This is a genomic window from Thalassobaculum sp., from assembly GCF_040219615.1.
Lineage (GTDB): Bacteria > Pseudomonadota > Alphaproteobacteria > Thalassobaculales > Thalassobaculaceae > Thalassobaculum_A.
In genome coordinates, this window is sequence record NZ_JAVJSE010000038.1 from 79025 (window position 1) to 105233 (window position 26209).

General features: G+C 70.6%; 20 protein-coding genes and 1 tRNA gene. 10 read left to right on the top strand and 11 right to left on the bottom strand.

The features are described 5' to 3' along the window. The first annotated feature begins 138 nt into the window (after positions 1-138). A complete protein-coding gene (locus RIC31_RS19210; protein ID WP_350111549.1) occupies positions 139-876 on the top strand; it encodes a dienelactone hydrolase family protein in 738 nt (245 codons plus the stop codon). Between the two features lie 12 nt (positions 877-888). Here RIC31_RS19210 and RIC31_RS19215 read toward each other — a convergent pair whose 3' ends face one another. The 3 genes from RIC31_RS19215 to RIC31_RS19225 form a co-directional block, all read right to left on the bottom strand. Continuing rightward, complete coding sequence (locus RIC31_RS19215) at positions 889-2046, bottom strand: EAL domain-containing response regulator (protein WP_350111552.1); 1158 nt, start codon at positions 2044-2046, stop codon at positions 889-891. Next, entirely contained in the window at positions 2040-4607 is a 2568-nt protein-coding gene (locus RIC31_RS19220; RefSeq protein ID WP_350111554.1) for a hybrid sensor histidine kinase/response regulator, read from the bottom strand. Before RIC31_RS19220 ends, RIC31_RS19215 begins: the two co-directional genes overlap by 7 nt. A gap of 95 nt (positions 4608-4702) precedes the next feature. Beyond that, complete coding sequence (locus RIC31_RS19225; RefSeq protein WP_350111556.1) at positions 4703-5593, bottom strand: EamA family transporter; 891 nt, start codon at positions 5591-5593, stop codon at positions 4703-4705. A gap of 168 nt (positions 5594-5761) precedes the next feature. Between RIC31_RS19225 and RIC31_RS19230 the strand changes: the two genes are divergently transcribed. From RIC31_RS19230 to RIC31_RS19240, 3 genes are all read left to right on the top strand, one after another. Further along, positions 5762-5838, top strand: a tRNA-Met gene (locus RIC31_RS19230). Between the two features lie 179 nt (positions 5839-6017). Next, a complete protein-coding gene (locus tag RIC31_RS19235; RefSeq protein ID WP_350111558.1) occupies positions 6018-6506 on the top strand; it encodes a peptidase associated/transthyretin-like domain-containing protein in 489 nt (162 codons plus the stop codon). A gap of 18 nt (positions 6507-6524) precedes the next feature. Further along, the gene (locus tag RIC31_RS19240) at positions 6525-7127 is read left to right on the top strand and encodes a ferric reductase-like transmembrane domain-containing protein (RefSeq protein WP_350111560.1); all 603 of its coding nucleotides are present in this window, start codon (positions 6525-6527) and stop codon (positions 7125-7127) included. A gap of 9 nt (positions 7128-7136) precedes the next feature. Here RIC31_RS19240 and RIC31_RS19245 read toward each other — a convergent pair whose 3' ends face one another. The 3 genes from RIC31_RS19245 to mnmA all read right to left on the bottom strand — a co-directional run bounded on the left by RIC31_RS19245 (position 7137) and on the right by mnmA (position 10537). Continuing rightward, entirely contained in the window at positions 7137-7772 is a 636-nt protein-coding gene (locus RIC31_RS19245; protein ID WP_350111562.1) for a TRAP transporter small permease subunit, read from the bottom strand. Positions 7773-7782: 10 nt separating this feature from the next. Then, a complete protein-coding gene (locus RIC31_RS19250; protein ID WP_350111564.1) occupies positions 7783-9159 on the bottom strand; it encodes a TRAP transporter large permease in 1377 nt (458 codons plus the stop codon). Positions 9160-9346: 187 nt separating this feature from the next. Then, a complete protein-coding gene (mnmA, locus tag RIC31_RS19255; RefSeq protein ID WP_350111566.1) occupies positions 9347-10537 on the bottom strand; it encodes a tRNA 2-thiouridine(34) synthase MnmA in 1191 nt (396 codons plus the stop codon). Between the two features lie 157 nt (positions 10538-10694). Between mnmA and RIC31_RS19260 the strand changes: the two genes are divergently transcribed. Then, entirely contained in the window at positions 10695-11039 is a 345-nt protein-coding gene (locus RIC31_RS19260) for a hypothetical protein (RefSeq protein ID WP_350111568.1), read from the top strand. Between the two features lie 37 nt (positions 11040-11076). Here the strand turns inward: RIC31_RS19260 and RIC31_RS19265 are convergent, their stop codons facing one another. From RIC31_RS19265 to RIC31_RS19275, 3 genes are all read right to left on the bottom strand, one after another. Then, positions 11077-12996, bottom strand: coding sequence for a carbamoyltransferase C-terminal domain-containing protein (locus RIC31_RS19265; protein WP_350111570.1), 1920 nt, complete (start codon positions 12994-12996; stop codon positions 11077-11079). Positions 12997-13141: 145 nt separating this feature from the next. After that, positions 13142-13837, bottom strand: coding sequence for a thiaminase II (tenA, locus tag RIC31_RS19270; RefSeq protein ID WP_350111572.1), 696 nt, complete (start codon positions 13835-13837; stop codon positions 13142-13144). 22 nt (positions 13838-13859) lie between these two features. Then, positions 13860-14972, bottom strand: a complete 1113-nt coding sequence (locus RIC31_RS19275; RefSeq protein ID WP_350111575.1) for a cysteine desulfurase family protein — start codon at positions 14970-14972, stop codon at positions 13860-13862. Positions 14973-15138: 166 nt separating this feature from the next. Here RIC31_RS19275 and RIC31_RS19280 point away from each other — a divergent pair, with 166 nt between their 5' ends. Then, on the top strand, positions 15139-15798 hold the full coding sequence (locus RIC31_RS19280) for an alpha/beta hydrolase (protein ID WP_350111577.1): 660 nt from the start codon (positions 15139-15141) through the stop codon (positions 15796-15798). Positions 15799-15810: 12 nt separating this feature from the next. Here RIC31_RS19280 and RIC31_RS19285 read toward each other — a convergent pair whose 3' ends face one another. After that, a complete protein-coding gene (locus RIC31_RS19285; RefSeq protein ID WP_350111580.1) occupies positions 15811-16902 on the bottom strand; it encodes an anhydro-N-acetylmuramic acid kinase in 1092 nt (363 codons plus the stop codon). A gap of 126 nt (positions 16903-17028) precedes the next feature. On the opposite strand from RIC31_RS19285, the gene tyrS reads away from it, so the two are divergent. Next, entirely contained in the window at positions 17029-18282 is a 1254-nt protein-coding gene (gene tyrS / locus RIC31_RS19290; protein ID WP_350111582.1) for a tyrosine--tRNA ligase, read from the top strand. 22 nt (positions 18283-18304) lie between these two features. On the opposite strand, the gene RIC31_RS19295 is transcribed toward tyrS, so the two are convergent. Next, entirely contained in the window at positions 18305-21472 is a 3168-nt protein-coding gene (locus tag RIC31_RS19295) for a YhdP family protein (protein WP_350111584.1), read from the bottom strand. A gap of 168 nt (positions 21473-21640) precedes the next feature. Here RIC31_RS19295 and RIC31_RS19300 point away from each other — a divergent pair, with 168 nt between their 5' ends. The 3 genes from RIC31_RS19300 to RIC31_RS19310 all read left to right on the top strand — a co-directional run bounded on the left by RIC31_RS19300 (position 21641) and on the right by RIC31_RS19310 (position 26194). Beyond that, positions 21641-24601 (top strand): bifunctional [glutamine synthetase] adenylyltransferase/[glutamine synthetase]-adenylyl-L-tyrosine phosphorylase, encoded by a 2961-nt coding sequence (locus RIC31_RS19300; RefSeq protein ID WP_350111586.1) that lies wholly within the window; start codon positions 21641-21643, stop codon positions 24599-24601. A 113-nt stretch (positions 24602-24714) separates the two neighbouring features. After that, positions 24715-25008, top strand: coding sequence for a DUF1330 domain-containing protein (locus tag RIC31_RS19305; protein ID WP_350111588.1), 294 nt, complete (start codon positions 24715-24717; stop codon positions 25006-25008). Between the two features lie 4 nt (positions 25009-25012). After that, positions 25013-26194: a pyridoxal-phosphate-dependent aminotransferase family protein gene (locus tag RIC31_RS19310; protein WP_350111590.1), complete on the top strand. Its 1182-nt coding sequence runs from the start codon at positions 25013-25015 to the stop codon at positions 26192-26194. The last annotated feature ends 15 nt before the right edge of the window (positions 26195-26209 follow it).

Below are 26209 nucleotides of genomic sequence, written 5' to 3' on the forward strand. Positions count from 1 at the left end.
ACATCGCATCCTTCCGGCTATGGGACGGCCGACACCCTGGCGCCCGGTCGTCCGACTCCGTAACCATAATGGTCATCGGCGGGCCGAAGAAGGTTCCTGTCCCCGCCCCCGCAAAGCCCCGCCCCGAGGACATCCGCGATGCTCGAAGATACCCTGGACATCATCACCGCGGACGGCGCGATGGAGACCTTCGTGGTCCGGCCGGACCGCGGCGGCCCGTTCCCGGCGGTGCTGTTCCTGATGGACGCGCCGGGCATCCGCGAGGAGCTGCGCGACATGGCCCGGCGGCTGGCCACGGTCGGCTACCTGGTGCTGCTGCCGAACCTGTACTACCGGGCCGGCCGGGATTCGACCTTCGCCCCAGACGTGCTGGAGCACGGCAGCGCCGAGCACGCCCGGATGCGGGCGATCCGCACCAGGATGACGATCCCGCCCGTGATGAACGACGTGGCTACGATGCTTGCCTTCCTGGACGCCCGCGACGATGCGTGGCCGGGCGAGGTCGGTGTGCACGGCTACTGCATGAGCGGGCCCTATGCGCTGGCTGCCGCCGCGCGCTTTCCGGACTGGGTCGCCGCCGCCGCGTCGTTCTACGGCACCTGGCTGGTCAGCGACGCCGAGGAGAGCCCGCACCTGACCCTCGGCGGGGCGAAGGGCGAGCTGTACATCGCCTGCGCCGAGCACGACGACTTGGCGCCGCTGGCGATGGTCGCAGAGCTTCAGGGGCTGTTCGACGCCTCCGGCGCCCGCGGCGAGCTGGAGATCTATCCCGACGTCCACCACGGCTTCGGCTTCCCGCAGCGCCGGGTCTACGACAAGCCCGCGGCCGAGCGGCACTGGCAGCGCCTGCTCGCGCTGTACGCCCGCAACCTGTAGACCGCAGGGCCGTCAGGCCGCCTGCAGCCAGGTCCGCAGCTCCTCGAATGGCATGGGTCTCGCGATCGCGAAGCCCTGACCTTCGTCGCAGTCGAGGCGGCGCAGCGCCTCGAGGGTCGGCTCGTCCTCGATGCCCTCGGCAACCACCCGCATGCCGAGCTTATGCGCCAGCAGTACCGAGATCTCGGTCACGGTAAGGTTCTCGACGCTCGAAAGCAGGTTCCGGACGAATCGCTGGTCGATCTTCAGCTCGTCGAACGGCACACGCACCAACTGCACCAGCGACGAATAGCCGGTCCCGAAATCGTCGATCGACAGACCGAAGCCCTTCATTCGCAGCCGCGTGAGAATGTCGATCGAGCGCGCTACGTCCGCCATGGCCGCGGTTTCTGTGATCTCGAGCACCAGACTCTGCGGCACCACCCCGTGCCGCTCCGCCTGGGCGGCGATACGCTCCGGCAGGTCCAAATCGTGGATGGTCCGGGCCGACAGGTTGACCGACATCCTGTGGATGCCGAGGTGGGAACTCAGGCTGGCAAGATCGCGCAATGCCCGATCGATCACGAACTCGGTCACCGGCGCTATCAGCTCCGAATGCTCGAGCATTGGGATGAAAGTGCCCGGCCCGACGACACCGCGCTCCGGGTGGTGCCAGCGCAGCAATGCCTCGGAACCGACCGGGCAGCGGTCGCTCAGGCGGATCTTGGGCTGATAGGCGAGCCACAGGTGACCGGCCGCAAGTGCGATGCGGACGTCGTCGACGGACAGCTCCGGGAGCCCTGCCTCGGCCTGCCGGGTGGTCTCCGATGGGTAGCGCTCGAGTACCCGCTCGACGTCTGCGAAACCGAACGGCTTCGGCAGCACGCCGAGAACGGTCAGACCCCGCTCGACCGCGAGCTCCCGGGCGGCGTGCAGGATCGAGAGGTCCTTCCCGCTCATGAACACGATCGCCGCCCGGCTCTGGTTCTCCGACAGGAAGCGGACAATCTCGATGCCGTCCATGCCAGGCATGAACAGGTCGACGAAGCAGACATCGATCGAGGCCAGAAAGCGGTCGGCAAACTGATCCGGATTGATGGCGGAACGAGCGTCATGGCCGAGCTCATCGAGAACGTCGGACACGAACTCGCAATAGTCCGGCTCGTCGTCGATCACCAGTACCTTCAGCATGGGACGTCCTTCCCGTCGAGGGCGCGTCGCACCGCCTGGGCGAGAGCGAGGTTGGAATAGGGCTTCGCCAGCACCCAGCCGGCCCAGCGTTCGGCCGTCGCCTCGTCGAACAGGCTCCCGGTATAGCCCGACGCCAGCAACACCTTGAGGTCCGGCCGCAGGTCGAGGGCGGCATCGGCGAGCTCGAGGCCGCTCATGCCGCCGGGCATGACAATGTCGGTGAGGAGCAGGTCGATGGTGGCGTCCTGCTGCAGCATCGCCAGGCCGTCCCGGCCGCTCCTGGCGGTACGGACAGAATAGCCGAGGTCGCCCAGCACGCTCTCCGCCAGCCGCAGGAGGTCCTTCTCGTCGTCCACCACCAGCAGCCGCTCGCTGCCGTGCGGGCTTTCCAGTCCGGAGTCCGGAGCAGCGACGTCGAAGTTGGCATCCCCGGCCCGGCTCCGCGGCAGATAGAGCCGGAAGGTCGATCCCAGCCCCTCCTCCGAATAGGCCGATACATTGCCGCCGGAGCGCCGCGCGAAGGCGTACACCATCGGCAGGCCGAGACCGGTCCCGGCCTCCGGATCCTTGGTGGTGAAGAACGGCTCGAAGACCCGGTCCAGGACGGCCGCCGGCATTCCGATGCCGGTGTCCGACACCGAGATCCTGACATACTCGCCGGGGGCGAGCCGGAGCATCCCGTCGAGTTCCGCATCCGTGATCGTGACATTCGCGGTTTCGATGCTCAGCCGGCCGCCGGACGGCATGGCGTCGCGGGCATTCAGGACAAGGTTGGTCAGCGCGTCGTCGAGATCGCCAGGATCGGCATTGGCCCGCCACAAACCGTCGACCAGGGTGAGTTCGAGCGAGATGCTGGCGGTCAGCGACCGCGACAGCAGTTCATCCAGGTCGCGGATCGTGCCGTTGACGTCGATCGCCTTGCTGGTCGTCGGGGTCTGGCGGGCGAAGTTCAAGAGGCGGCGGGTCAGCCGCGCCCCGCGCTCGGCCGCACCCAGCGCCCTGCCCAGTTGCCGGTAGGCACTCGAGTCCGCGTCGGTCTTGCGGAGCACCAGGTCGATGTTGCCGATGACGATGCCCAGGATATTGTTGAAATCGTGGGCGATACCGCCGGTGAGCTGGCCGACCGCATCCATCTTCTGGGACCGCCGAAGCTGCTCGGCGAGGCGCTTCTCCTGCGTCAGATCGGTGATCGAGCCGATGAAGCCGATTGCGTCGCCGACCCGCAACTCCCCGACGCCGAGGTGGATCGGAAATTCCTCGCCGCTCTTGCGGAGCCCCGTGGTCTCTCGTCCGACCCCGATCACCCTGGCATGCCCGGTCTCCAGATAGTGCGACAGAAATCCATCGTGTTCGACGGCGATCGACGCCGGCATCAGCATGCGGACATTCTTTCCGACCACCTCGCTGCGGTCGTACCCGAACATCTGCTCGGCGCTGGCGTTGAAGGACTCGATGGTTCCGTCGCGCGTGATGGTGATGCATCCGACGGTGACGTTCTCGAAGGCGATCCGGGCACGCTCGGTGGCCTCCCAGAGCCGCTTCTCCGCCTCTGTCTCCTCGGTGATGTCGGTCCCGATGCCGCGGTATCCGGCGAACGCGCCCTCGGCATCGAACACCGGGATCCCGTTGACCCGGACGTGGATCGTCTTGCCGTCGCCCTCCCGGAGGTCATAGTCGAAGTTCTTGACCGGCCGCCGGTTCGCCATGTCGTCGAGATGCCGGCGCCACTTCTCCGTGGTGACGTCCTCGCCCGTCATCTCTTCCCGCCGCTTGCCGACGTAGCCCTGTGCCTCGAACTTCGGCCGGACACCGCTGCCGGCGAACACCGCGGTGAACCGCAGGTCGGCGTCGGTCTCCCAGAACCACTCCGAGGCGGCCTCGGCGAAATCCCTGAACCGCTTTTCGCGATGTTCGACCGCGGCGACCAGAGGCTTGATCTGCCGGCGGACCAGGGCGAACATCGCGAGCATCACGATCAGGACCATCGCGACCACCACGAGGTTCCGCTCCAGGATCGTCGCGCGAATGCTGCGGATGCTCTTGCGGACACACAGCCCCCAGCCGGCGGACGCGACCGGTGCACAGGCGAAGATTTGCTCGATGCCGGTCCGGTCGACCGCCTCGAAGACCACGGACTCGCCGCCCAGCGCCCGCAGCAGTTCTCCACGTCCGCGCGTGTCGACCGGGAGGATGTCGTCGTGCTCGCCACCGGTCCGGCCGTGATCGGCCAGCACCTGCAGGCGGTCGCCGTCGCGGGCGAACACGGCGATGTCCCGATCGTGCTGGATCTCGTCGAGGCTCTCGAAGGCGCGCTCGACACGTCTCAGGACATCCGCCCCGCCCCCTTGGAGGTCCGCCGAGCCGTCTCCGTCGGGAGCCGTCACCTCGGCGATCAGCCTGGCCGCGACTTGCGCCTCCACCAGGCTATCGCGCATCTCCTCGTCGAGGACATTCCGGTAGTCGAGGAAAGCCAATACCGCGAAAGCGATCGCGAACGCACCACCGGTAACGAGAAGGACCCGCAGCAAGGGGCTGGTAACGCCCTGATTGCCTGCTTTCATGGCAAATGCCGATCATCCGTCCGGGCGCAGAGTAGCAAACCGGTCGGCCTCTGCATACGCTGGGTTGTCCGCCGGGCCCTGGCGCTCGGGCCGGATCAGCGCCCCAGCGCGATCACGATCACCGACGGCACCACCACGCAGACCGCGGCGACCAGCCGGCCGGTCACCCGCTCGCGCCGGAACACCAGGATGCTGAGCAGCATGGTGAACACCGGCGAGGCCGAGACCACCGGCACCACCACCACGATCTTGCCGAGCAGCAGTGCCTGGTTCAGCGCGGTGATCGCCAGCGCCATCGCCACCCCGCTGCCGACGAAGCACAGCGCCGCCGGCCGCGACGCCAGCACCGGCGGCCGCGCCCGCCGCACCGCCTGGCTGGACGCCAGCACCAGCGCCGACACCGTGAACGACACCAGCCCCGCGACATAGGCGTCGGGCACGGTGACCATGCCGATCTTCGACAGCACGTGGGCCAGCGAGCGGATCGCCGCGGCGGCGATCGGCAGCGCCAGCGCCCACACCGGCCAGTCGGCGGCGACCCCGCCCTGGCGGCGCGACAGCACAAGGATGGCGCTGACGATGCCGGCGGTACCGAGCGCCACCGGCCAGGTCAGCACCTCGCCGAGCAGCAGGATGCCGAGCGCGGTGCCGAACAGCGGCGAGGTCGAGGCCAGCGTGCTCGACAGGGTCGGGCCCAGGTACCGGACCCCGGCGACCGACAGGTTGGCGCTCAGCGCCGGCCGCACCAGGCCGATGACCGCGAACACCAGGATGCCGATCTCGGTCAGGTAGGCCGGGTCGAGCAGCAGCGGGGCAAGCAGCCAGAAGCACAGGGTCGAAGTGACGATCGAGATCATCGTGCCGCTGCGCGAGTCCAGGCTGCGCACGCCGAGATACTGGAACTGGTCGCCGACCGCGAACAGCACGGCGGCGGCCAGCGCGAACGCCAGCGGCAGGAGATCGGCGGACAGCAGGGGAGCCGGCACGGGGCCTCGGGGGCTACAGGGCCGGCATCTTAGGGACCGCCGCCGGCCGCCGGCAAGCCGCAAGGCCCGCCCGGGCGCCGGGCCGCGCGACCGGAGCGTTGACACCGCCGGGGGCCGTGCGTATATCGACCGCCTGCCGGGCCTGCGACTGCGCGGGCCGGTTTCGGTGGCGGAGTAGCTCAGCTGGTTAGAGCAGCGGAATCATAATCCGCGTGTCGGGGGTTCAAGTCCCTCCTCCGCTACCAATTTCCTCAAAAGCGTTTCGACCTTTGCCCGACGGCCCCTGCATCACGAAACTGTGAGCAGCGCTTAACGCCTTGCGTGGCTCTCCTACCTCGTATCGGAGCTTCGCGGTTCGTCGTCGTGGGATTGCCGGGGCCGGCAGACCGGCGAAGCGCCGTCACTGCCGTGAGGAGAAGTCTCGATGACCAGCCACCTGCTCGCCCGCCGTACCCTGCTCGCCGCCGGCGGCGCGTTGGCGGTGACCGGGATCTCCGGCCTCCTTGTCCCGGCACACGCCAAGGGTCTGGCGCCGACCCCGACCATGCGGGGCGGCTCGAACAACTACCTGCCCGGGGCGCCGATCGTGGAGCGGATCGGCGGCGGGGGATTCTGGATGTCGGGCACCGTGCGCCGGGCCGGCGACGGCGCCCCGCTCGCGGGCCAGCGCATCCAGATCTGGGCGCACACCACCGAGGGGTACGAGCGGGACCCGCACAGCCACGGCGCCACGCTGACCGACGCCAACGGCTTCTTTCGCCTCGAGATGCCGCAGATCGTCCCGGCATTCGGCCAGCCGCACGGGCACCTCGCCTATGACAGCGGCGAGTTCGAGACCGTCTTCCTGCGTCCCGTGATGCGGAGCTCGAGCGACACCAGCCTGGAGGCGCATTTCGTCCTGAAGCCGGCCTGACGCGGACCGGTTCGGGGAATGGGCCCGGCCCGCAGTATCCTTGTCTGGGCCGCCCTCGGGATCGCCGTCGCGGTTCCGATCGCCGCGGCGGCGGCCAGCCCGCTGCTGGCCTGGCGCGACCCGGTCTACATCGCGGCCGGGTTCGCCGGAATCGCCGCGATGGCGCTCCTGCTGGTTCAGCCGCTGCTGGTAGCCGGAACCCTGCCGGGCCTGTCCGGCCGCAGGGGACGGCGGGTCCACGGCGTGATCGGCGGGGCTCTGGTCGCGGCAGTGGCGGTCCATGTCGGGGGGCTCTGGATCACCAGTCCGCCGGACGTGGTCGACGTCCTGCTGTTCAGGTCGCCGACCCCGTTCTCCGAATGGGGGGCGATCGCCATGTGGGCGGTGTTCGCGGCGGCGCTTCTGGCCGCCCTGCGTCGGCGGCTCAGGCTGCGGCCGCAGACCTGGCGACGCGGCCATGCGGCGCTCGCGGCCGTGACCGTCCTGTGCAGCGTGGTCCACGCCCTGCTGATCGAGGGCACCATGGAGACGGTGTCCAAGGTGGCGCTCTGTGCGCTCGTCGTCCTGGCCGCCGTGAAGGCGGGCGCCGATCTGAGGCTCTGGACGATCCGCCCGCGCTGACGCCGCCGCTCAGTTGAATGCCGAGAACCCGCTGTCGGCGATCCTGTCGACGTCGGCGGCGGCCGCCAGCTCCTCCGGACCGAACAGCCGGACGCACAGGCGCAGGGCCATCGACAGGCCCGACAGGAACAGCAGAACCGGCCCCAGGAACAGGAAGAACTTGATGATCCAGCGGTTGCCGATGCCGTTGGAGGGGCCCGAGTTCTCGTCGCTGACCCAGGCGCTCAGGAAGAACTCCCAGCCGTAGTAAGAGAAGATCGCCAGGAACGGCGCCAGCAGCAGGATCCCGCCGGCGAGCTCGACCAGCATCCGCCCGCGCGCGCCCAGCCGGGGCCGGAAGATGTCGAGCCGGACATGGGCGTTGCGGCTGTAGGCGTAGCCGAGCGCGCCCAGGAAGATGATGGTGTGCAGGTGCCATTCGGCGTCCTGGAAGACCGGCGAGTTCAGGTAGTCGTGCAGGTCGTTCTCGATCACGAAGGGCAGCTTGCGCAGGAACTTCCGGCTCAGCGCGTCGAAGATGATGATGGCGATCAGCGGCAGCATCAGCCAGGACACCGCCCGGCCGGCCAGGACCGCGGGCGCGTCGGCCCAGCGCGCGATCCTGAGCAGGGCCGGCCAGATCCCGGGATGTCGCCTGGTCTCCATCTGGGGCGGCCTATGGGTCGAACAGCTGGTGCGGCAGGCCGACGACGATCTGCGGCCATGCCAGGATGATCGCCACGCACAGCATCTGCAGCGCCACGAACGGCACGATCCCGATGTAGATCTGCCGCATGGTGACCGAGCTCGGCGCCACGCCCTTGATGTAGAACAGCGACAGCCCCATCGGCGGCGTCAGGAACGAGGTCTGCAGCGTGACCGCGACCAGCACCGCGAACCAGTAGATCACGTCCGGCTGGGCGATGTGCGCGCCGAAGTCGAGGGGGGCCACCATCGGCCCGAACAGCGGCACGGCGATCAGCAGGATCTCCAGCACGTCGAAGAAGAACCCCATCAGGAAGATCAGCAGGATCGCGAACAGCAGGATCCCCCAAGACCCCATGTCCGAGGCGCCCATGAAGGCGTGGACGAGGTCGTCGCCGCCCAGGACGCGGAACACGTAGGCGAAGCCGGTGGCCCCGATGTAGAGGAAGAAGATCATGCCGATGACCATGGTCGAGCGGCGCAGGCAGTCGCCCAGCTCCGCCAGGGTCAGCCCGCCGCGGGAGAACGCCAGCAGCAGCGCGCCGCCGGCGCCTACGGCGGCGGACTCGGTGATCGTGACGACCCCCGCCAGCACCGATCCCATGACCAGGGCGATCAGCACCGCCGGCGGCAGGACGCCGCGAACCAGGGCGCGCCGGATCTCCGGCCAGCCGGTCCGCTCGCCGTCCGGCGGTGGACGGGGGCCGGCGCCCGGCACCGCCAGGGTGTAGAGCAGGATGTAGACGAGGTAGAGCAGCGCCAGCAGCAGGCCCGGCACCAGGGCCCCCGCGAACAGGTAGCCGATCGACATCGGCAGCAGTTCGCACAGGAACACCAGCAGGATGCTCGGCGGGATCAGGATGCCGAGCGTCGAAGACGCCGCGATGACCCCGACCGCCAGCGACGGCCGGTACCCGGCCTTCAGCATGGTCGGCAGGGCGATCAGGGTCAGCATGATGACGGAGGCGCCGACCACGCCGGTGATCGCCGCGAAGATGACACCCATCAGGACCACGGCCAGCGCCACCCCGCCGGGCGCCCGCTTCAGGACGAGTTGCAGCGCCTCCAGCAGGTCCTGGGCGATCCGCGACCGCTCCAGCATCACCCCCATGAACACGAACAGCGGCACCGCGATGATCTGCAGGTTGTCGGCGACCGTCCAGACCCGCGGCACGAAGTTGAAGAACTCGATGAACGAGAACACGTCGAACGCAATGCCGATCAGGCCGAACAGCACGGCCGTCCCGCCCAGCACGAAGGCGATCGGATAGCTGGTGAACACCAGCGCCATCAGGACCAGGAACATGAACAGCGGCAGCAGGTCGACGATCATGTCCGGGATGTTCAAGCGCGCCACGCCCCGGCCAGGCGGCCCGCTCCGCAGCCGTCGCCTTCCGGCGCCGTCGCTCGCCGCTCGCAGCATGGCGCCGATCGCATATGCCGCCCCCGAAGTCATACGCAGCGGGCATGGTATGGAGGAGACCGGGACGGCGCAACGCCGTCGACGCCCGGCACGCCGGGCCGGGATCGGGTCGCTATTCCGCCGCCGCGCCCACCGCCGGCGCCTCGGCGCCGCGGATCCAGCCGCCGCCGAGCACCCGGTCGCCGGCCTCGGCGTACAGCACCGCCGCCTGGCCGGCCGACACGCCGTATTGCGGGGCGTCCAGGACGATCGCCGCGCCGCCGCGGCCGTCGGGCAGCACGGTCGCCGGCGCCGGCGCCTGGGTCGAGCGCAGCTTGACCTGGACCCGGGCACCCTCGGCCGGAATGCCGTCGCCGCCGCCCAGCCAGTTCAGCTCGCCGGCCATCACCGTCGCCGCCGCCAGCGCCGCGCGCGGGCCGACCACCACGCGCCGCGCCTCCGGCTCCAGCCGTACCACGTAGAGCGGGTCGGTGTCGGGCTCGCCCTCGGGGGTGCGCCGGCCGCCGACGCCGAGGCCGCGGCGCTGGCCGACGGTGTAGCCGACGATGCCGTCGTGGCGGCCCAGCACGCTGCCGTCCAGGTGCACGATGTCGCCCGGATCGGCGGCCCCGGGACGCAGCCTGCGCACCACCTCGGCATAGTTGCCGTTCGGCACGAAGCAGATGTCCTGGCTGTCCGGCTTGTCCTGCACCGCAAGACCGAGGCGCCTGGCCTCGGCCCGGGTCGCGTCCTTGTCCATGCCGCCGAGCGGAAACCGCAGGAACGCGAGTTGCTCGGGCGTGGTCGCAAACAGGAAGTAGCTCTGGTCCTTGCCCGGGTCGGCGGCGCGGTGCAGCTCGGGCCCGCCGGCGCCCACGACGCGCCGCACGTAGTGGCCGGTCGCCAGCGCCTCGGCGCCCAGGTCGCGGGCGGTCGCCAGCAGGTCGCGGAACTTGACGGTCTGGTTGCAGCGCACGCAGGGGATCGGGGTTTCGCCTCGCAGGTAGCTGTCGGCGAAGTCGTCGACCACGCTCTCGCGGAACCGGCTCTCGTAGTCCAGCACGTAGTGCGGGATGCCGATGCGCTCGGCCGCGCTGCGGGCGTCGTGGATGTCGGCGCCGGCGCAGCACGCGCCCCGGCGCGCGGTCGCCGCACCATGGTCGTAGAGCTGCAGGGTGATGCCGACCACGTCGTAGCCGGCCTCCTTCAGCAGCGCCGCCGTCACCGAGCTGTCGACGCCGCCGGACATGGCGACCACCACCCGCCGGCCGCCGCGCGGGCCCGGCAGGCCGAGGTCGAGGTCGGGGCCGCTGAACGTCGTCATGGCGGGGATATAGGGCCGCCGGGCGTCCGGACGCAAGCCGTGGCGCGGATGCCGGCGCGTGCCCCCGGCCCGGGGAAACCGACGGCTGCCGCAATGACACCGCAACGGGGCCACATTCGCCGCCGACCCTGCCGCGTGAAATCGGGGGAGATAGTCGATGCGGCTGGCCGTCGCGTGCTGCTCTGCATGGATGGCGTCGGCGCTGGCCGGCTGCGCGGCCGCCCCCGCCGTCCATCCTACACCGGGCGTCCTTCCCATGAGCATCGGCAACGGCGCCGGCAGCCAGCACGGCAACTACGCCGCACGGCCCGACGGCGAGACGCGCGGCCCGGCCGGCGAGCGTTGCGTGATCTTTAACTGGGACCGCCCGCTCACCGGGGGCCTCGCGGTCCGTCTGCGCTCCATGTCGTGCGAATCCCGGGAGCGTCCCGGCTGGATGATCGCCACACAGATCTCGCGCACCGTCATCCCGCTGTCGCAAAGCAACCTGAAGGACGAGTGAACCGAAGCCGGTCGCCGGTGGCCCAACCCCGGGAAGCTCAGGCGGAGCGCCTGCGGATCCGGTTGTTCTCGACATACAGCACGTCGGCGGCGGTACGCCGAAGGAACGCCAGCGCGTGCTCCGGCGTCTCGCAGATCGGCTCGCCCGGGCCGTTCAGCGAGGTGTTCAGCACCACCGGGGTGCCGGTACGGCGGTCGAAGGCCTCGATGACGTCCCGAAACGGTCCGCTGCCGGGTGCCACGGTCTGGGCCCGCGCCGATCCGTCGACATGGGTGACCGCGCCGAGATCCCTGGAGCGGACCCGGTAGTTGAACAGCATGTGCGGCGAGTCCGCCGGGCCGCCGTCGAAATTGTCGCGCAGCCGCTCGGACAGGGTGGCCGGTGCGAACGGCCGCCACAGCTCGCGCGACTTCAGCCCGTTCACCCTCGCCCAGTTCGCGGTCCGGCGCGGATCGGCCAGCAGCGAGCGCTGGCCGAGCGCCCGCGGCCCGCTCTCGCTGCGGCCCTGGAACAGCGCCACCACCTTGTCCTCGGCGAGGTCGGCGGCGGCCCGTTCGGCCAGATCGATGCCGGTCTCGATCTCGAACTCGCCCGCCGCCGCGGCCAGCGCGCGATCGATGTCGGCCGGGGCGTTGGCCCGGCCGAGCGCGGCGATGCTGCGGCTGTGGTCGGAGGGCCCGGTCCGCGGATTTTCCAGCAGGTGATGGTACAGGTAGAGGGCCGCCCCGATCGACAGCCCGCCGTCGTCGCAGGACGGCGGCACGAACACCGACGTGAAGTCGGTCTCCTCGACGATCCGGCTGTTGGCCGGGCAGTTCAGCGCGCAGCCGCCGCTCAGGCACAGGTTCGGCGACATCCGGCCGGTCTTGGTCAGCATCAGTTGCAGGCGCCGGAGCGCGTAGAGGACCAGTTCCTCGAAGGTCTTCTGGGCGGTGGCGGCGAGGTCCTTGCCGAACGGGCTGAGCGCGCCGGCGTGGATGTCCAGGCCGAGGTCCCCCGCCCGCCGCTCGACCTCCTGGAACCAGCCGACGACGGTCTGCACGTTCTCGCTCTTCAGCGAACGGATCCGGCCCTTGGTCAGGTAGATCGGCGCCAGCATCTCGACGTCGCCGATATAGCGCTCGTCGAACATCGACGGGCTGCCGTAGGCGGACAGCCCCATCAGCTTGCCAGGGCCGGCGTCGCGGCCGAGCCCGATGGTCTGGGCGCACAGGCTGTAGATCACCCCGGCGGCGATCGGCGCCGTCCAGATCGGGCTCAGCCGGTGCCCCTCGCCATAGAACAGCATGCCGCCGACATACTTGTTGCGGCGCCGGACCGGGTTGCCGTTGTCGTGCGCCAGCACCGGGGCGGCATCGAAGGACGACTGGTAGAAGGCCGCCGAGGCGTGCGCCAGTTGATGCATCACGCCGACCGCCGGATAGCTCCGGCCGTCCAGGGTCACGGTCATCGGCAGGGCCTGGCTGTACCACAGGCTCGGCGCCGTAAAGATGCTGCCGAGCTTCTCCCCGTCCATCTTCCCGATCGGCTCCATCCCCCGCCCGGCCATCCAGATGTCGGGCATGTCCGGCCATTCGGAATTGAACAACTGATGGCCGTCGGCGTGGATCGCGCGGACCCGGGTGGTCTCGGCCAGATGCGCCGCCCGGTCGAACACCGTGCGCCGGAACCTGGCGGCGCCGATCTTCTCGGCACTCGCCCAGTCATAGGCGAAGGACAGCCGACTGGCGTCGTCCGACTGATAGCCGTAGCGCTGGGTCGTGCTCACCGCGAACATGTCGACGTCGCCGGCGTCGAGCCCGCAGTAGCGTAGCGCCTGGTGGATCAGTTCGGCCGACATCGATTCGTCGTGCCGGATCCGGGACACCCGCTCGCGCTCCAGATGAACCAGGATCCGCCCGTCCTGCAAGACGACCACGGACGCGTCGTGACCGCACTGGATCCCAACGATGAGCATGCTGGCTACCTTCGACAACTCAGGTGGACAAGGCCGCGCGCAACTGCCGGCGGCGGCTGGGCCCGTGCGCGAAATCGACAGCCCTAATAGTCGGATTGGCCGCGAATGTCACAGGGGAGTTCATCACGGCACGCCCCGCGACCGGTCAGACCGCGTTCAGCCCCATCTGCCAGAACCCGACCTCCAGGTCGGTCGCCTGGCGGAAGGTCCGGGCCAGATCGTCGAACCGGGCATCGCCGCCACGCCGGGCCGCCAACCGCTCGACCTGGGCGATCGAATTGCGGACGACCGTGCGGTAGTCGTCGCCGGCATACACGCCGATCCAGGCGTCGTAGGGGTTGCCGTCGCCGCGCCGGGTCGCCGGATCGGCCGCCAGCCGCGCGCCGATCACCCCGTAGCCGACCACGCAGGGCGCCAGCGCGGCATACAGATCCAGCAGGTCGCCGGCATGGCCGCGGTCCAGCACGAAGCGGGTATAGGCGACGCAGGCCGGGTCCTCGGGCACCGCGGCCATATCGGCCTCGGTCATACCCCAGCCGGCGCAGTACTGGACGTGCAGTTTCATCTCGGTATCGGTCAGGGCCGACAGCGTCCCGGCCGCGTAGCGCATGTCGTCGAGGGTGTCGGCCTTGTGGGCGGCCAGCGCGTAGGCCCGGGCGAAGTGGATCAGGAACAGGTAGTCCTGCGCCAGGTAGTGCCGGAACGCCGCCTCCGGCAGCGAGCCGTCGGCCAGGCCGGCGACGAACGGGTGGCGGGTATAGGCCGCCCAGGAGTCCGGGCAGGCGGCGATCAGCTGGCCGCAGAAGCTGCCGGTTGGGACGAGGTCGCTGTGGTCGGTCATCATGGACATTCCGGTTGGAGACTCAGGCTGCCCGGGCGGCGGGCGACAGACGGTCGCGCATCGCCCGCCAGGCCGCAAGGAAGCCGTCGATCTCGGCCTCGGTGGTGGTCCAGCCGAGGCTGATCCGGATCGCCTGGCCGGCCAGCGGATCGTCGCCCAGCATGGCCGCCAGCACGTGCGAGCGCTTCACCTTGCCGGACGAGCAGGCCGAGCCGGCGCTGACCGCGACGCCCGCCAGGTCGAGGGTCATCACCTGGGTCTCGGCCGGCACGCCGGGAAGCCCGAGGCAGGTGGTCGCGACCCGGTCGGCGCCGGCGCCCAGCACCCGGGCTTCCGGGGCGGTGGCCGGCAGCGCCGCCTCCAGCCGGTCGCGCAGCGCGCGCAGCCGCTCGGTCTCGCGCGGACCGTCGGCCGCCGCCGCCGCCGCGGCGCCGAACCCGGCGATGCCCGGCAGGTTCTCGGTGCCGGACCGCCGCCCGCGCTCCTGGCCGCCCCCGAGTGCCAGCGCCCGCAGGGTCGCGCCGGGCCCGACCAGCAGCGCGCCGACGCCGGACGGGCCGCCGATCTTGTGCGCCGACAGCGCGATCAGGTCGGCCCCGGCCAGCGCCGCCGGGTCCAGCCGGCCGGCGCCCTGCACCGCGTCGACATGCACCAGCGCACCGGCCGCGTGGGCCAGGCGGACCACCTCGGCCACCGGCTGAACCACCCCGGTCTCGTTGTTCACCCACATCACCGAGACCAGCGCCGGTCCGTCGCCGGACGCCAGTCGCCGCTCCAGGTCGGCAAGGTCGACCCGGCCCTCTGCGTCGACCGCGATCCTCGCGGCGTCGCCCGCCACCGCCAGCACCGCGTCGTGCTCGACCGCGGAGACCAGCAGCCGGACCCGGCCGCTGCCGACGATCGCCAGGGCGTCGGCTTCGGTTCCGCCGGACGTGAACACCAGCTGCCCGGCCGGCCGGTCGACCAGGGCCGCCACCTGGCCGCGGGCGGCCTCCAGCCGGCCGCGCGCAGCCCGGCCCGCGGCGTGAACCGAGGACGGGTTGCCGACCGCTCTCGCCGCCTCGGCCATGGCGTCGAGCGCCGCCGGGCGGATCGGCGTGGTCGCATTGTGATCGAGATAGATTGCGGCGGTCATCACGATCACCGGTCTACGGACACCGCGGATTTCCGTCAATCTCGACGGTCGGCGGGGCCGACTCTTGATTCGGCGCGGCCTGATACGACGTCTGATCGGAATCGACAAGTCGACACCCGACGCGCTATGTGCTCCCCCTGCGCCGCGTTCGGTCACGAGGAGGCCTATGCCCGAGGTCATCATCAACGGTCCCGAAGGTCGTATCGAGGGACGCTACCTGCACTCGCAGGAGCCGAGCGCCCCGATCGCCCTGATGCTGCACCCGCACCCGCAGCATGGCGGGACGATGAACAACAAGGTCGTGTACTCGATGTACCAGTCCTTCGTTGAACGCGGGTTCTCGACGCTGCGCTTCAATTTCCGGGGAGTCGGGCGGTCCCAGGGCTCCTACACGGGCGGCGAGGGCGAGCTGTCGGACGCGGCCACCGCGCTCGACTGGCTGCAGACCTACAACCCGAACGCCAAGTACTGCTGGATCGCCGGCTTCTCGTTCGGCGCCTGGATCGGCATGCAGCTGCTGATGCGGCGGCCGGAGATCACCGGCTTCGTGTCGGTCGCCCCGCCGGCCAACATGTTCGACTTCTCGTTCCTGGCTCCCTGCCCGGCCTCCGGCCTGGTGGTTCAGGGCGATCAGGACGACATCGTGCCGCCGGAGTCGGTGAAGAAGCTGGTCGACAAGCTGTCGTCCCAGCGCGGGATCACCATCACCCATTCGGTGATCAAGGGCGCCAACCACTTCTTCGGCCAGCAGATCGACCAGCTCTCCGGCATCATCGGCGGCTACGTCGACAAGTCGATGGCGGCGCACGAGAAGGCGTCGGTCTAAGGCTCGGCTCAGTCAGCCCGGCAGGCTCAGGCGCCCGCCGCTCAGCGGCCGCGGCGCCCGGGTGGTACCGGGCCAGCTGATCGGCAGGCCGAGCCGGCTGCGCACCGCCAGATAGCCGAAGGCCTGGGCCTCCAGGGCATCGCCGTCCCATCCCAGGATGTCGGCCTCGTCGACCGGCACCCCGAGGCGCCGGCGCAGCCCCGCCATCAGCACCGGGTTGCGGCGGCCACCGCCGCATACGATCCAGCGCCGCGGCGGCTGCGGCAGCCAGGCGACCGCGCGCTCGACGGTGGCGACCGTGAAGGCCGCCAGCAGCGCCGCCCCGTCGGCCGGTGCCAGCCCCGCGGTGGCGGCCCCGGCGATCGCCGCGAACTCGTCGCGGTCCAGCGATTTCGGCGGCCGGCGCCCGAAATACCCGTGCGCCATCAGCCGGTCCAGGCGGGCCGTGTCGACGGTCCCCGCCGCCGCCAGCCGGCCGTCGAGATCGCAGGCGGCGCCGGTGGTGCGGCGCGCCCAGTCGTCCAGCAGGGCGTTCGCCGGGCCGGTGTCGAACGCCAGCAGGTCATCCTCGCCGGGCCCGATCCAGGTGACGTTGCCGACCCCGCCCAGGTTCAGCACCGCCAGCGGCCGCTCCAGCCCGCCGGCCAGCGCCCGGTGATAGGCCGGCGCCAGCGGCGCGCCCTCGCCGCCGGCCGCGACGTCGTCGTAGCGCAGCCGGTCGACCACCGGGATGCCGAGCGCCGCCGCCAGCCGGGCGCCGTCGCCGATCTGCCGGGTCACGCCCTTGTCGGGCTCGTGCCGGATGGTGTGGCCGTGGAACCCGACCACGTCGACCTGCGCCGGCGCCAGGCCGGCCACAGACAGCAGCCGCCGGACCGCCTCGGCGTGCCGGTCGGTCAGTTCGGCCTCGACCCCGGCGACGTCGCCGCGCTCGCCCAGCACCGAGCGCAGGCGCGCCCGGAAGCCGTCGTCATAGGGAACGGTCAGCGCCGGGCCGGTCTCGACGGCCAGCTCGCCGTCGGTGCGGATGACGGCGGCGTCGATGCCGTCCATGGAGGTGCCGCTCATCAGGCCGACGGCGGTATGCAGCTGTCCGGTGGTCATGGCCGCGACCATCCCCCGGCGGATGTCGACTGGCAAGCGCGGCCTGTGCTACACCCCGACGCCCTGCCGACCATGCCCTGTTGCCGATCACGCCCTGTTGCCGACCTGTCGAGACGGACCCTGATCATGACCGCGCCCCGCTCCGAGTTCCTGAAGACCATCGTCGATCGCGGATTCTTCCACCAGTGCACCGACCTGGAGGGGCTGGACGCGGAGTTCGCGTCCAAGATGGTCACCGCCTATATCGGCTTCGACTGCACCGCCGACAGCCTGCACATCGGCTCGCTGCTGCAGATCATGATGCTGCGCTGGATGCAGAAATGCGGCCACAAGCCGATCGTGCTGATGGGCGGCGGCACCACCAAGATCGGCGACCCGTCGTTCAAGGACGAGGCCCGCAAGCTGCTGTCGGTCGAGGACATCGCCCGCAACAAGGCCGGCATCCAGACGGTGTTCGACAAGTACCTGTCGTTCGGCGACAACCCGAGCGACTCGGTCATGGTCGACAACGCCGACTGGCTGGACAAGCTGGAGTACATCCCGTTCCTGCGCGACTACGGCGCGCATTTCTCGGTGAACCGGATGCTGAGCTTCGACTCGGTGAAGCTGCGGCTCGAGCGCGAGCAGTCGCTGAGCTTCCTCGAGTTCAACTACATGATCCTGCAGGCCTACGACTTCCTGGAGCTGCGCCGGCGCTACGGCTGCGTGCTGCAGATGGGCGGCTCGGACCAGTGGGGCAACATCGTCAACGGCGTCGAGCTGACCCGCCGGGTCGACCAGCAGACCATCTACGGCCTGACCTCGCCGCTGATCACCACGTCGTCGGGCGCCAAGATGGGCAAGACCGCCCAGGGGGCGGTATGGCTGAACGCCGACCGGCTCAGCGTCTACGACTTCTGGCAGTTCTGGCGGAACACCGAGGACGGCGACGTCGGCCGGTTCCTGAAGCTGTTCACCGAGCTGCCGCTCGACGAGATCGCCCGGCTGGAGGCGCTCGGCGGCGCCGAGATCAACGACGCCAAGAAGATCCTGGCGACCGAGGCGACGGCTTTGTGCCACGGCCGCGCCGCCGCCGACGAGGCCGCCGAGACCGCGCGGCAGACCTTCGAGGCCGGGCAGTCGGCCGACGGCCTGCCGAGCGTCGAGGTGGCGCGCGGCGAGCTGACGGCCGGCCTGCCGGTGGTCGACGCGCTGCGGCGCTCCGGGCTGGCGGCCTCCAACGGCGAGGCCCGGCGGCTGATCCGCGGCGGCGGCGCCCGGGTGAACGACCAGCCGGTGAACGACGAGAACGCCGTGCTCGGCGAGGCCGACATCGACGGCGACGGCGTGGTCAAGCTGTCGGCCGGCCGCAAGCGGCATGCCCTGCTGAAGGTCGCCTGAACGCCGCCGCGCGCCGGCCGCGCTACCGTCCCCGGTCCTCGCGCACGCCCGGCTGCGGCGACTGCGCCGGCGGCGGCTCGACCACCGGCGCGTCGGCCGGCCTTTCGGCGGTCGAGACCAGCTCGCGCAGGAAGCCCGGCGTCAGCGCGGTCAGCGGGTTCACGGCGACCTTCGGGTCGTCGAGCTTTCCGCGGACGCGGAACTCGGTGGCCAGCAGCCCCTCGCCCTCGCCGCCGGTCAGCAATTCGCCGAACACCGGGATCTTGTCGATCAGCCGCGACAGCGAATAGGCCGGGGCCACCAGCCCGACGAAGTCCATCAGATCCGACGAGCGGTCGTAGGCACCCTCGACCTTCAGGCCGAGCCCGGGGCCGTAGGCGATGCCGTTGCGGGCCTCGATCCGCCCGGGCGTCATCGTCAGGTCGACGCGCGCCCGGCTGAAGCGGATGCCGTCGCCGCGCAGGGTGTCGGCCAGCCCGGTGAAGGACGCGACCGACAGCACCTGCGCCAGCACCGGCGCATCGACCACGCGGAACTCCTCGATGCGGGCGGTCATCGTCAGCCCGTCGGTCAGCCCGTCCCCGGTCACCAGGCCGTCGACGCCGAGCCGCCCGCCCCGCACGGTCTCGACGATGTCGAAGGCGCTGAGGAACTCGCCGGCATCCTCGGCCCGCAGGGTCAGCCGCCGCTCGCCGTCCGCCGGCAGCACCGACAGCATGGCGTAGCCCTCGCCGACGCGCCCCCGCAGATCCAGGGACTCCAGGCGCTCGCCGGTGCGGCGGACCGCCAGTGTCGCCCGGGTAAGCGAGGCCTTCTCCGTCACCATGAGGGTGTCGGCGGCCACCCGCAGGTCGAGGGCGATGCCGCCGCCGTCCGGCTCGCCCGGAGCCGCCGCCGCACCGGCCGCCGCCCCGGCGTCGTCGTCGCCGTCGACGATCGGCGAAAGATCGATGCTGCTGCCGCGCAGAGCCACCCGCCACTCGCCGGGGCCGATCTTCTCCAGCCGGCCGGCGGCGTCGGTCCGCCCGACCTTCAGCCGTGCGAAGTCGATCACGACCGGCGCCCCGTCGGGCCCGAGCGCGAAGGTTGCCTGCACCGCCATGTCCCCGGCCTTCAGGTCGAATTCGTCGACCGACACCGGGTTGCCGTCGCGGATCGCGAGCCGGGCCCGCAATACGCCGCTGGCGCCCGCCGGCTTCTCCCAGCCGATCTCCGGCAACGCCAACCGGGTCTGCTGAAGGTCGGCCGTGATCGAAACCGTTTCCGCCCCGCCGGGCTTGACCTCCGTCTGGGCTTCCACGGCTGCCTGCCCACCCACCCGGTCACCGAGATCGAGCCCGAAGGCCGCCAGCCGCTCCCGGGTGGCGATCGTCCTGATTCTGCTGCGGCTGGTGTAGGCGCCACGCTCATGGAACCGCTGGTCCAGGAAAACCTCGGACCGGGCGCCGAGCACCGTGCCGGTGCCGGACAGTTTCATGCCCGCGCCGTTGAGGTCGAGTGACAGGGCTGCGTCGTTCAGGTCGTGACCGGCCACGACCGCCGGCAGGTCGACCCCAGCAAGGTTGGCGGCGGCGGCGAGCTTCACCTGCTCGATCTTCAGGTCCTTGAGCAACGGCAACTCGAAGCGCAGGCGCACCCCTGCCTGACCTTCGACGCCGTCCAGCTTCAGTCCCAGCCGGGTCGGATAGCCGAGCGGCTTGTGGTCGATCACCCGCAGGGCCTCGACCAGCGGGCCGCGGGCCGCCACGTCGATGCTCGCGAACTCGTTGTCGGTGTCGAGGTCGCGGAGCCGGACCCGGGACGGATCGATCTGCAGCTTGCCGAGATGCCCCTCGTCGATCGTGATGTCGAAGCTGGTGGCGTCATACACGGCCGCGCCGGTCACGCCGGCGGCCGGCGGCAGCGGCCGGAAATAATGCGTGGTGACGCCGGCGAACTCGATCCGTCCGCCGAGTTGGTCGAGCCGCGCGGTCCCGGGCTCCACCGGGTCCAGCCAGCCAGCGGCCTGCACGGTCGCGCGCGGCACCGTGCCGTCGACCAGGTTGCCGGTGATCCACTCGCGGGCCGCCTCTCCGACGGTCACCGGCCAGTAGCGGTGCAGGTCGCCGACCGGCATTCCCTTCGCTTCGCCGTCGACGGTGACCCCGTAGCCGGAGCCGCTGCGCACCGCCACCGCCCCGAGAGTCAGCGTCGGGCCGCCGAGGTCGAGCACCGCCTCAAGGTTGCCGCCGTCCAGGTCCGGCCGCACCGACCCGGTGATGGAGGCGGATGCGATGTCCAGGGCCCCGTCAAGCAGGCCCGGAACGGCGACGGTTCCGGCACCGACCTGCAACTCGGCGGACCCCGAGACGCCGACCCCGGTCACGCCGGCGGACATCCGGACCGTGCCGCTGACCGGAACCGCGATGCCGGCGAGCCGCTCCAGGGATGGATGCAGTTCGGCGAGAGCGTCCACCGGCAGACGGTCGAGCATGGCCTCGACCCGGATCGTGCCCCGGTCGCTGATGTAGGCGCCGTGCAGGTCCAGCGGGGTACGGGCGCCGTTCTCCCAGGCGACGACCCCACCACCGTGGAACGCCAATCCCTCGCGGGTCCGCAACAGCGCGACCGAGACGTCATGCGCCGCCAGGCCGAGGCCGCGGCGGTCGTCGACCAGGCGGACGCGCGCGCCGGACACGTCGATCTCGAGCAGATCGGAGAGCGGCCCTCCCGTCCCGACGCCGGAGAACGCCTGGAGCAGGCCCGCCAGGTCGAATTCTCCGGCCCCCCCTCCGGATTCCGGGATCAGCCGCCAGTCGCCGTCGACCGTCCGGGTGACCGCGATGCTCGGCTCGAGCACGTCGATCCGCTTCGGTGCCAGGCGCCCCGCCAGCAAGGCCTTGGTGCTGAGCGCGACCGCCACCCGGTCGACCCGCACCCGCACGGTGCCGTCCGGCTCGACCAGACTGACATCCGACGCCACCAGGTCCAGGGCACGGTCCCAGCCGCTCCAGGCCACCTGCGTGCCGCCCACCCGGGTCTCGAAACCGACGCCCGGCGGGCTCAGCATCTCCTCGACGTGCGGCTTGATGCCATCGAGGATGATCGGGCCTTCCGACAGCCGCCAGGCCAGGACCGACGCGGCCAGCACCAGACCGATGACCAGCGCCAGCAGTACCTCCAGGAAGATGACGGCGGTGCGATGGATCACGGGCAGGTAACCCCGTTGGGGCGTCGGTCGGGTATCGATCCTGATAACACGTTCCTTTCCCGCCTACGACGCTCCCTTGTGCCTCGCGGCGCGGGCCGCCCGACTTGACCGCGGCGGGCGGAACTCCCCACTCTCCACCCGTCCAGGAACCGCCACCCAGAGACCGTCTTGAGCTTTCGACTGCAGCCCCGCACCCCGCCGATCCCGACCGATCCGAACGCCGTAAGGGTCGGCCTGGAACGCTGGCAGGAACGCGCGGCCGAGCTGGCGGGTTCCGAGTCCGGCGGCGGGGCGCTGCAGGCAATGGAGGATCCCGGCGCCCGGGCCCTGATCGAGGGAATTTTCGCGCACTCGCCATACCTCACCCGCGAGATGCTGCGCGAGCAGACCTTCGTCGTCGGGGCGCTGCGCGACGGCGTCGACGCCGCGATCCAGCAGGTCTGGGCGGATTTCGCGGCGATCGATCCGGGCGACGGCGCCGACGCGATCATGAAGGCGCTTCGTGTAGCCAAGCGCCGCGCCGCGATCACCGTCGCCATGGCCGACATCGCCGGCCAGTGGGACCTGATCCAGGTCACCGACGCGATCACCGGCACCGCCGACCGGGGCCTGGAGGTGTCGTGGCGCCACGCCCTGCTGGAGCAGATCCGCCGCAAGAAGCTGCCGCTCGACCCGGACGCCGCCGATCCGCTGGCCGGGTCCGGCCTGGTCTGCCTGGCCATGGGCAAGATGGGCGCGCGCGAGCTGAACTACTCCAGCGACATCGACCTGATCGTGCTCTACGACGATGCGCTGCCGGCCTATGCCGACCACTGGGAACTGCGCCAGGCCTTCGTCAACGCGACCCGCACCATGGTCAAGCTGATGGAGGAGCGCACCGCCGACGGCTATGTCTTCCGGACCGACCTGCGGCTGCGCCCGGACCCGAACTCGACACCGCCGGCGGTCTCGATGACCGCTGCCGAGACCTACTACGAGAGCATGGGGCAGAACTGGGAACGCGCCGCCATGATCAAGGCGCGGCCGGTGGCCAGCGACCCGGAGTCCGCGGCGGCCTTCGAACGCGCGCTCAAGCCCTTCGTGTGGCGCCGGCATCTCGACTTCGCGGCGATCCAGGACGTGCACTCGATCAAGCGCCAGATCGCGGCGCACAAGCGCGGCGTGGCGATCAAGGCCGAGGGCCAGAACGTCAAGCTCGGCCGCGGCGGCATCCGCGAGATCGAGTTCTTCGTCCAGACCCAGCAGCTGATCTGGGGCGGCCGCGACGCCCGGCTGCGGGTCCGCGGCACCGAGGACGCGCTCGCCGCCCTGGTGCAGGCCGGGCGGGTGCGGGGCGAGGTCGCCAACGCCCTCAAGCTCGCCTACCGGTTCCTGCGCAAGGTCGAGCACCGGCTGCAGATGGTCGACGACAAGCAGACCCAGGTCCTGCCCGACGACCCGGCCGAACTGGACCGGTTCGCCGCCTTCCTGGGCTACGAGGACCCCAAGGGGTTCCGCGGCGACCTGGCCCACCATCTCCATACCGTCGCCTACCACTACGCGCGGCTGTTCGAGGAGGCGCCTGCCTTGTCCATCCCGACGAGCGAGTCCGGCAGCCTGGTGTTCACCGGCAGCGACAACGATCCCGAGACGGTGGCGACCCTGTCCGGCCTCGGCTTCGAGGATCCGGGCGCCATCGCCGAGACCATCCGCGACTGGCACCGCGGCCGCACCCGGGCGACCCGCAGCGAGCGTTCGCGCCAGTTGCTGACCGAGCTGACGCCGGCATTGCTGGAGGCGCTCGGCCGGATGCCGCAGCCGGACCAGGCGTTCCGCCGGTTCGACCGGTTCCTGGAGGCGCTGCCGGCCGGCGTGCAGCTGTTCAGCCTGTTCCACGCCAACCCGGCGCTGATCGAGGTGATGGCGGAAATCCTCGGCATGGCGCCGTCGCTGGCCTCGCAACTCGGGCGCGAGCCGGCGCTGTTCGAGGGCGTGCTGACCCACGACGTGATGCGGCCGCTGCCCGACGCCGACGCCCTGACCGCCGAGCTGGAACGCCACCTCGGGGTCGTCGACGACTACGAGGTCGCGCTCGACACCGCCCGCCGCTGGACCGGCGACCGGCGCTTCCAGGTCGGCGTGCAGATCATCCAGGCGCATCTCGACGCCGACCATGCCGGCGAGACGTTCTCCGATATCGCCGACGCGACCATCCGCTCGCTGCTGCCGGTCGTGGAAACCGAGTTCGCCGAGCGCCACGGCCGGTTGCCGGACACCGATTCCCCGGCGATCGGCGTCCTGGCACTCGGCAAATACGGTGGCCGCGAGCTGACCCACGGCTCCGACCTCGACCTGGTGTTCGTCTACGACACCCCGCTCGATCGCGAGTCCGACGGCCCGAAGCCGCTGATGACCTCGGCCTACGACATCCGGCTGAGCCAACGCCTGATCGCGGCGCTGTCGGCCAAGACCGCCGAGGGCGCACTGTACGAGATCGACATGCGGCTGCGCCCGACCGGGGCCAAGGGCCCGCTGGCGACCGGGCTGGAGACCTTCGAGCGCTACTACGCCCAGGATGCCTGGACCTTCGAGCACATGGCCCTGACCCGGGGCCGCGTCGTGGCAGGCCCGGCCCGCCTGCGGGCCCGTATCGAGGACAGCGTGCGCACGATCCTCACCACCGAGCGCGATCCCGCCGAACTGCTGGCCGCGGTACGGGCGATGCGCAGCCGCACCGCCAAGCAGCACCGCTCGAGCAGTCCTTGGGAGGTCAAGCACTGGCGCGGCGGCCTGCTCGACCTGGAGTTCATCGCCCAGTACCTCCAGCTGCGCGAGGCGCATCGCCACCCCGCCGTGCTGGACGGCAACACCGCCGAGGCGTTCCGGCGGCTCGGCGCCGCCGGTGTGCTCGACGACGAGGAGGCGCGCTTCCTGGCCGCCGCCACCCGGATCTGGCGCAACCTGCAGGGTCTGCTGCGGCTCACCGTCGGCCGCGACTTCGATCCCGAGACCGCTCCGGAAGCGCTCAAGCGTCGGCTCGCCCGGACCGGCCGCGCGGTCGACTTCCCGTCGCTGGAGCGCAATATCGAGAAGATGGGCGAGACCGTCCGCGCCGCCTTCGCCCGTCACATCGGCGAGGACGAAGAGTAGCCGGCAGCGCTTCGCCTGCAATCGAGCTCATGCGGGTATGAGAGTTTTTCATCCCACCCCCGCATGGTTATCGGCCAGGATGCCCGCCCGGACGAGCACCCAGGGAGGAAATCATGCCGCACGCCTATGTCGTCGCGCAGGTCGACGTGAAGGATCCCGCCGCCTACGAGGAGTACAAGGCCCAGGTGCCGGCGACCATCGCCCAGTACGGCGGCGAGTATCTGGCGCGCGGCGGGCGGATCGAGACCCTGGAGGGCGAGCCGCCGCTCGGCCGCGTGGTGGTGCTGCGGTTCCCGAGCTTCGAGCAGGCCAAGGCCTGGTACGACTCGCCCGAATATGCCGGGCCGCTGGCGATCCGGCATCGCGCCGCGGTCAGCCGATCGATGCTGATCGAGGGAATGGAGTAACCCGATGGCCCGTCTCGCTGGACGCCAGTTCCTGAACATCCCCGGTCCGACAAACATCCCGGATCGCATCCTGCAGGCCATGCACCGGCCCGCCCTCGACTTCATGACGCCGGAGTTCTTCGAGATCCAGGTCGAGTGCCGGGACAACCTGAAGAAGGTCATGAAGACCACCGGCGAGGTGATGATCTATGCGTCGTCCGGCCACGGGTCCTGGGAGGCGGCGATGGCCAACATCTGCTCGCCCGGCGACACGGTGCTGATGTGCGAGACCGGCCGGTTCTCGGAGTCCTGGGGCGAGATGTGCAAGGCGTTCGGCCTGCAGGTCGAGATCCTGGAGAACCCCTGGGACCGCGCGATCGATCCGAACCGCGTCGAGGCGCGACTGCGCGCCGACAAGGCCGGCACCATCAAGGCGGTGGCCGTGGTGCACAACGAGACCTCGACCGGCCTGACCCACGACATCGCCGGCATCGGCGCCGCGATCCGGGCGACCGGCCATCCGGCGCTGCTGATCGTCGACACCATCTCGTCGCTGGCCTCGATGGATTTCCGCATGGACGAGTGGGGCGTCGACGTGGCCGTCGCGGGCTCCCAGAAGGGCCTGATGCTGCCGGTCGGCCTCGGCATCTCGGCGGCCAGCGACAAGGCGCTGGAGGCCACCAGGACCGCGAAGCTGCCGCGCAAATACTACGACTGGAACGAGATCAAGACCGGCGACCACGGCCGCCTGCGGTTCGCCGGGACCGCCCCCAGCCACCTGTTCTTCGCCATGCGCGAGGGCTTGCGGCTGCTGCTCGAGGAAGGCCTCGACCAGGTGTTCGCGCGCCACCACCGGCTGGCGGAGGCCACGCGCCGCGCGGTCCGGGCCTGGGGCCGCGGCAACGGCCCGACCCTGTTCGGCAAAGACGATCATGCGCTGTCCAACTCGGTCACGGCGATCCAGATGCCGGCCGGCTTCGACGCCAACGCGTTCCGCGGCAAGGTGCTGTCGGAGACCAACGTCGCCCTGGGCGGCGGGCTCTCCCGGTTGAGCGGCAAGGTGTTCCGGATCGGCCATCTCGGCGACCTGAACGAGCCGATGATCCTCGGCTGCCTGGCCACCGTCGAGCTGCAGCTCAAGCGCCAGGGCATACCGCATGGGCCGGGTGGCGTCGACGCGGCGGTCGAGTACCTCGCAGGCGCGTGACCCGGCTTTCGCGAT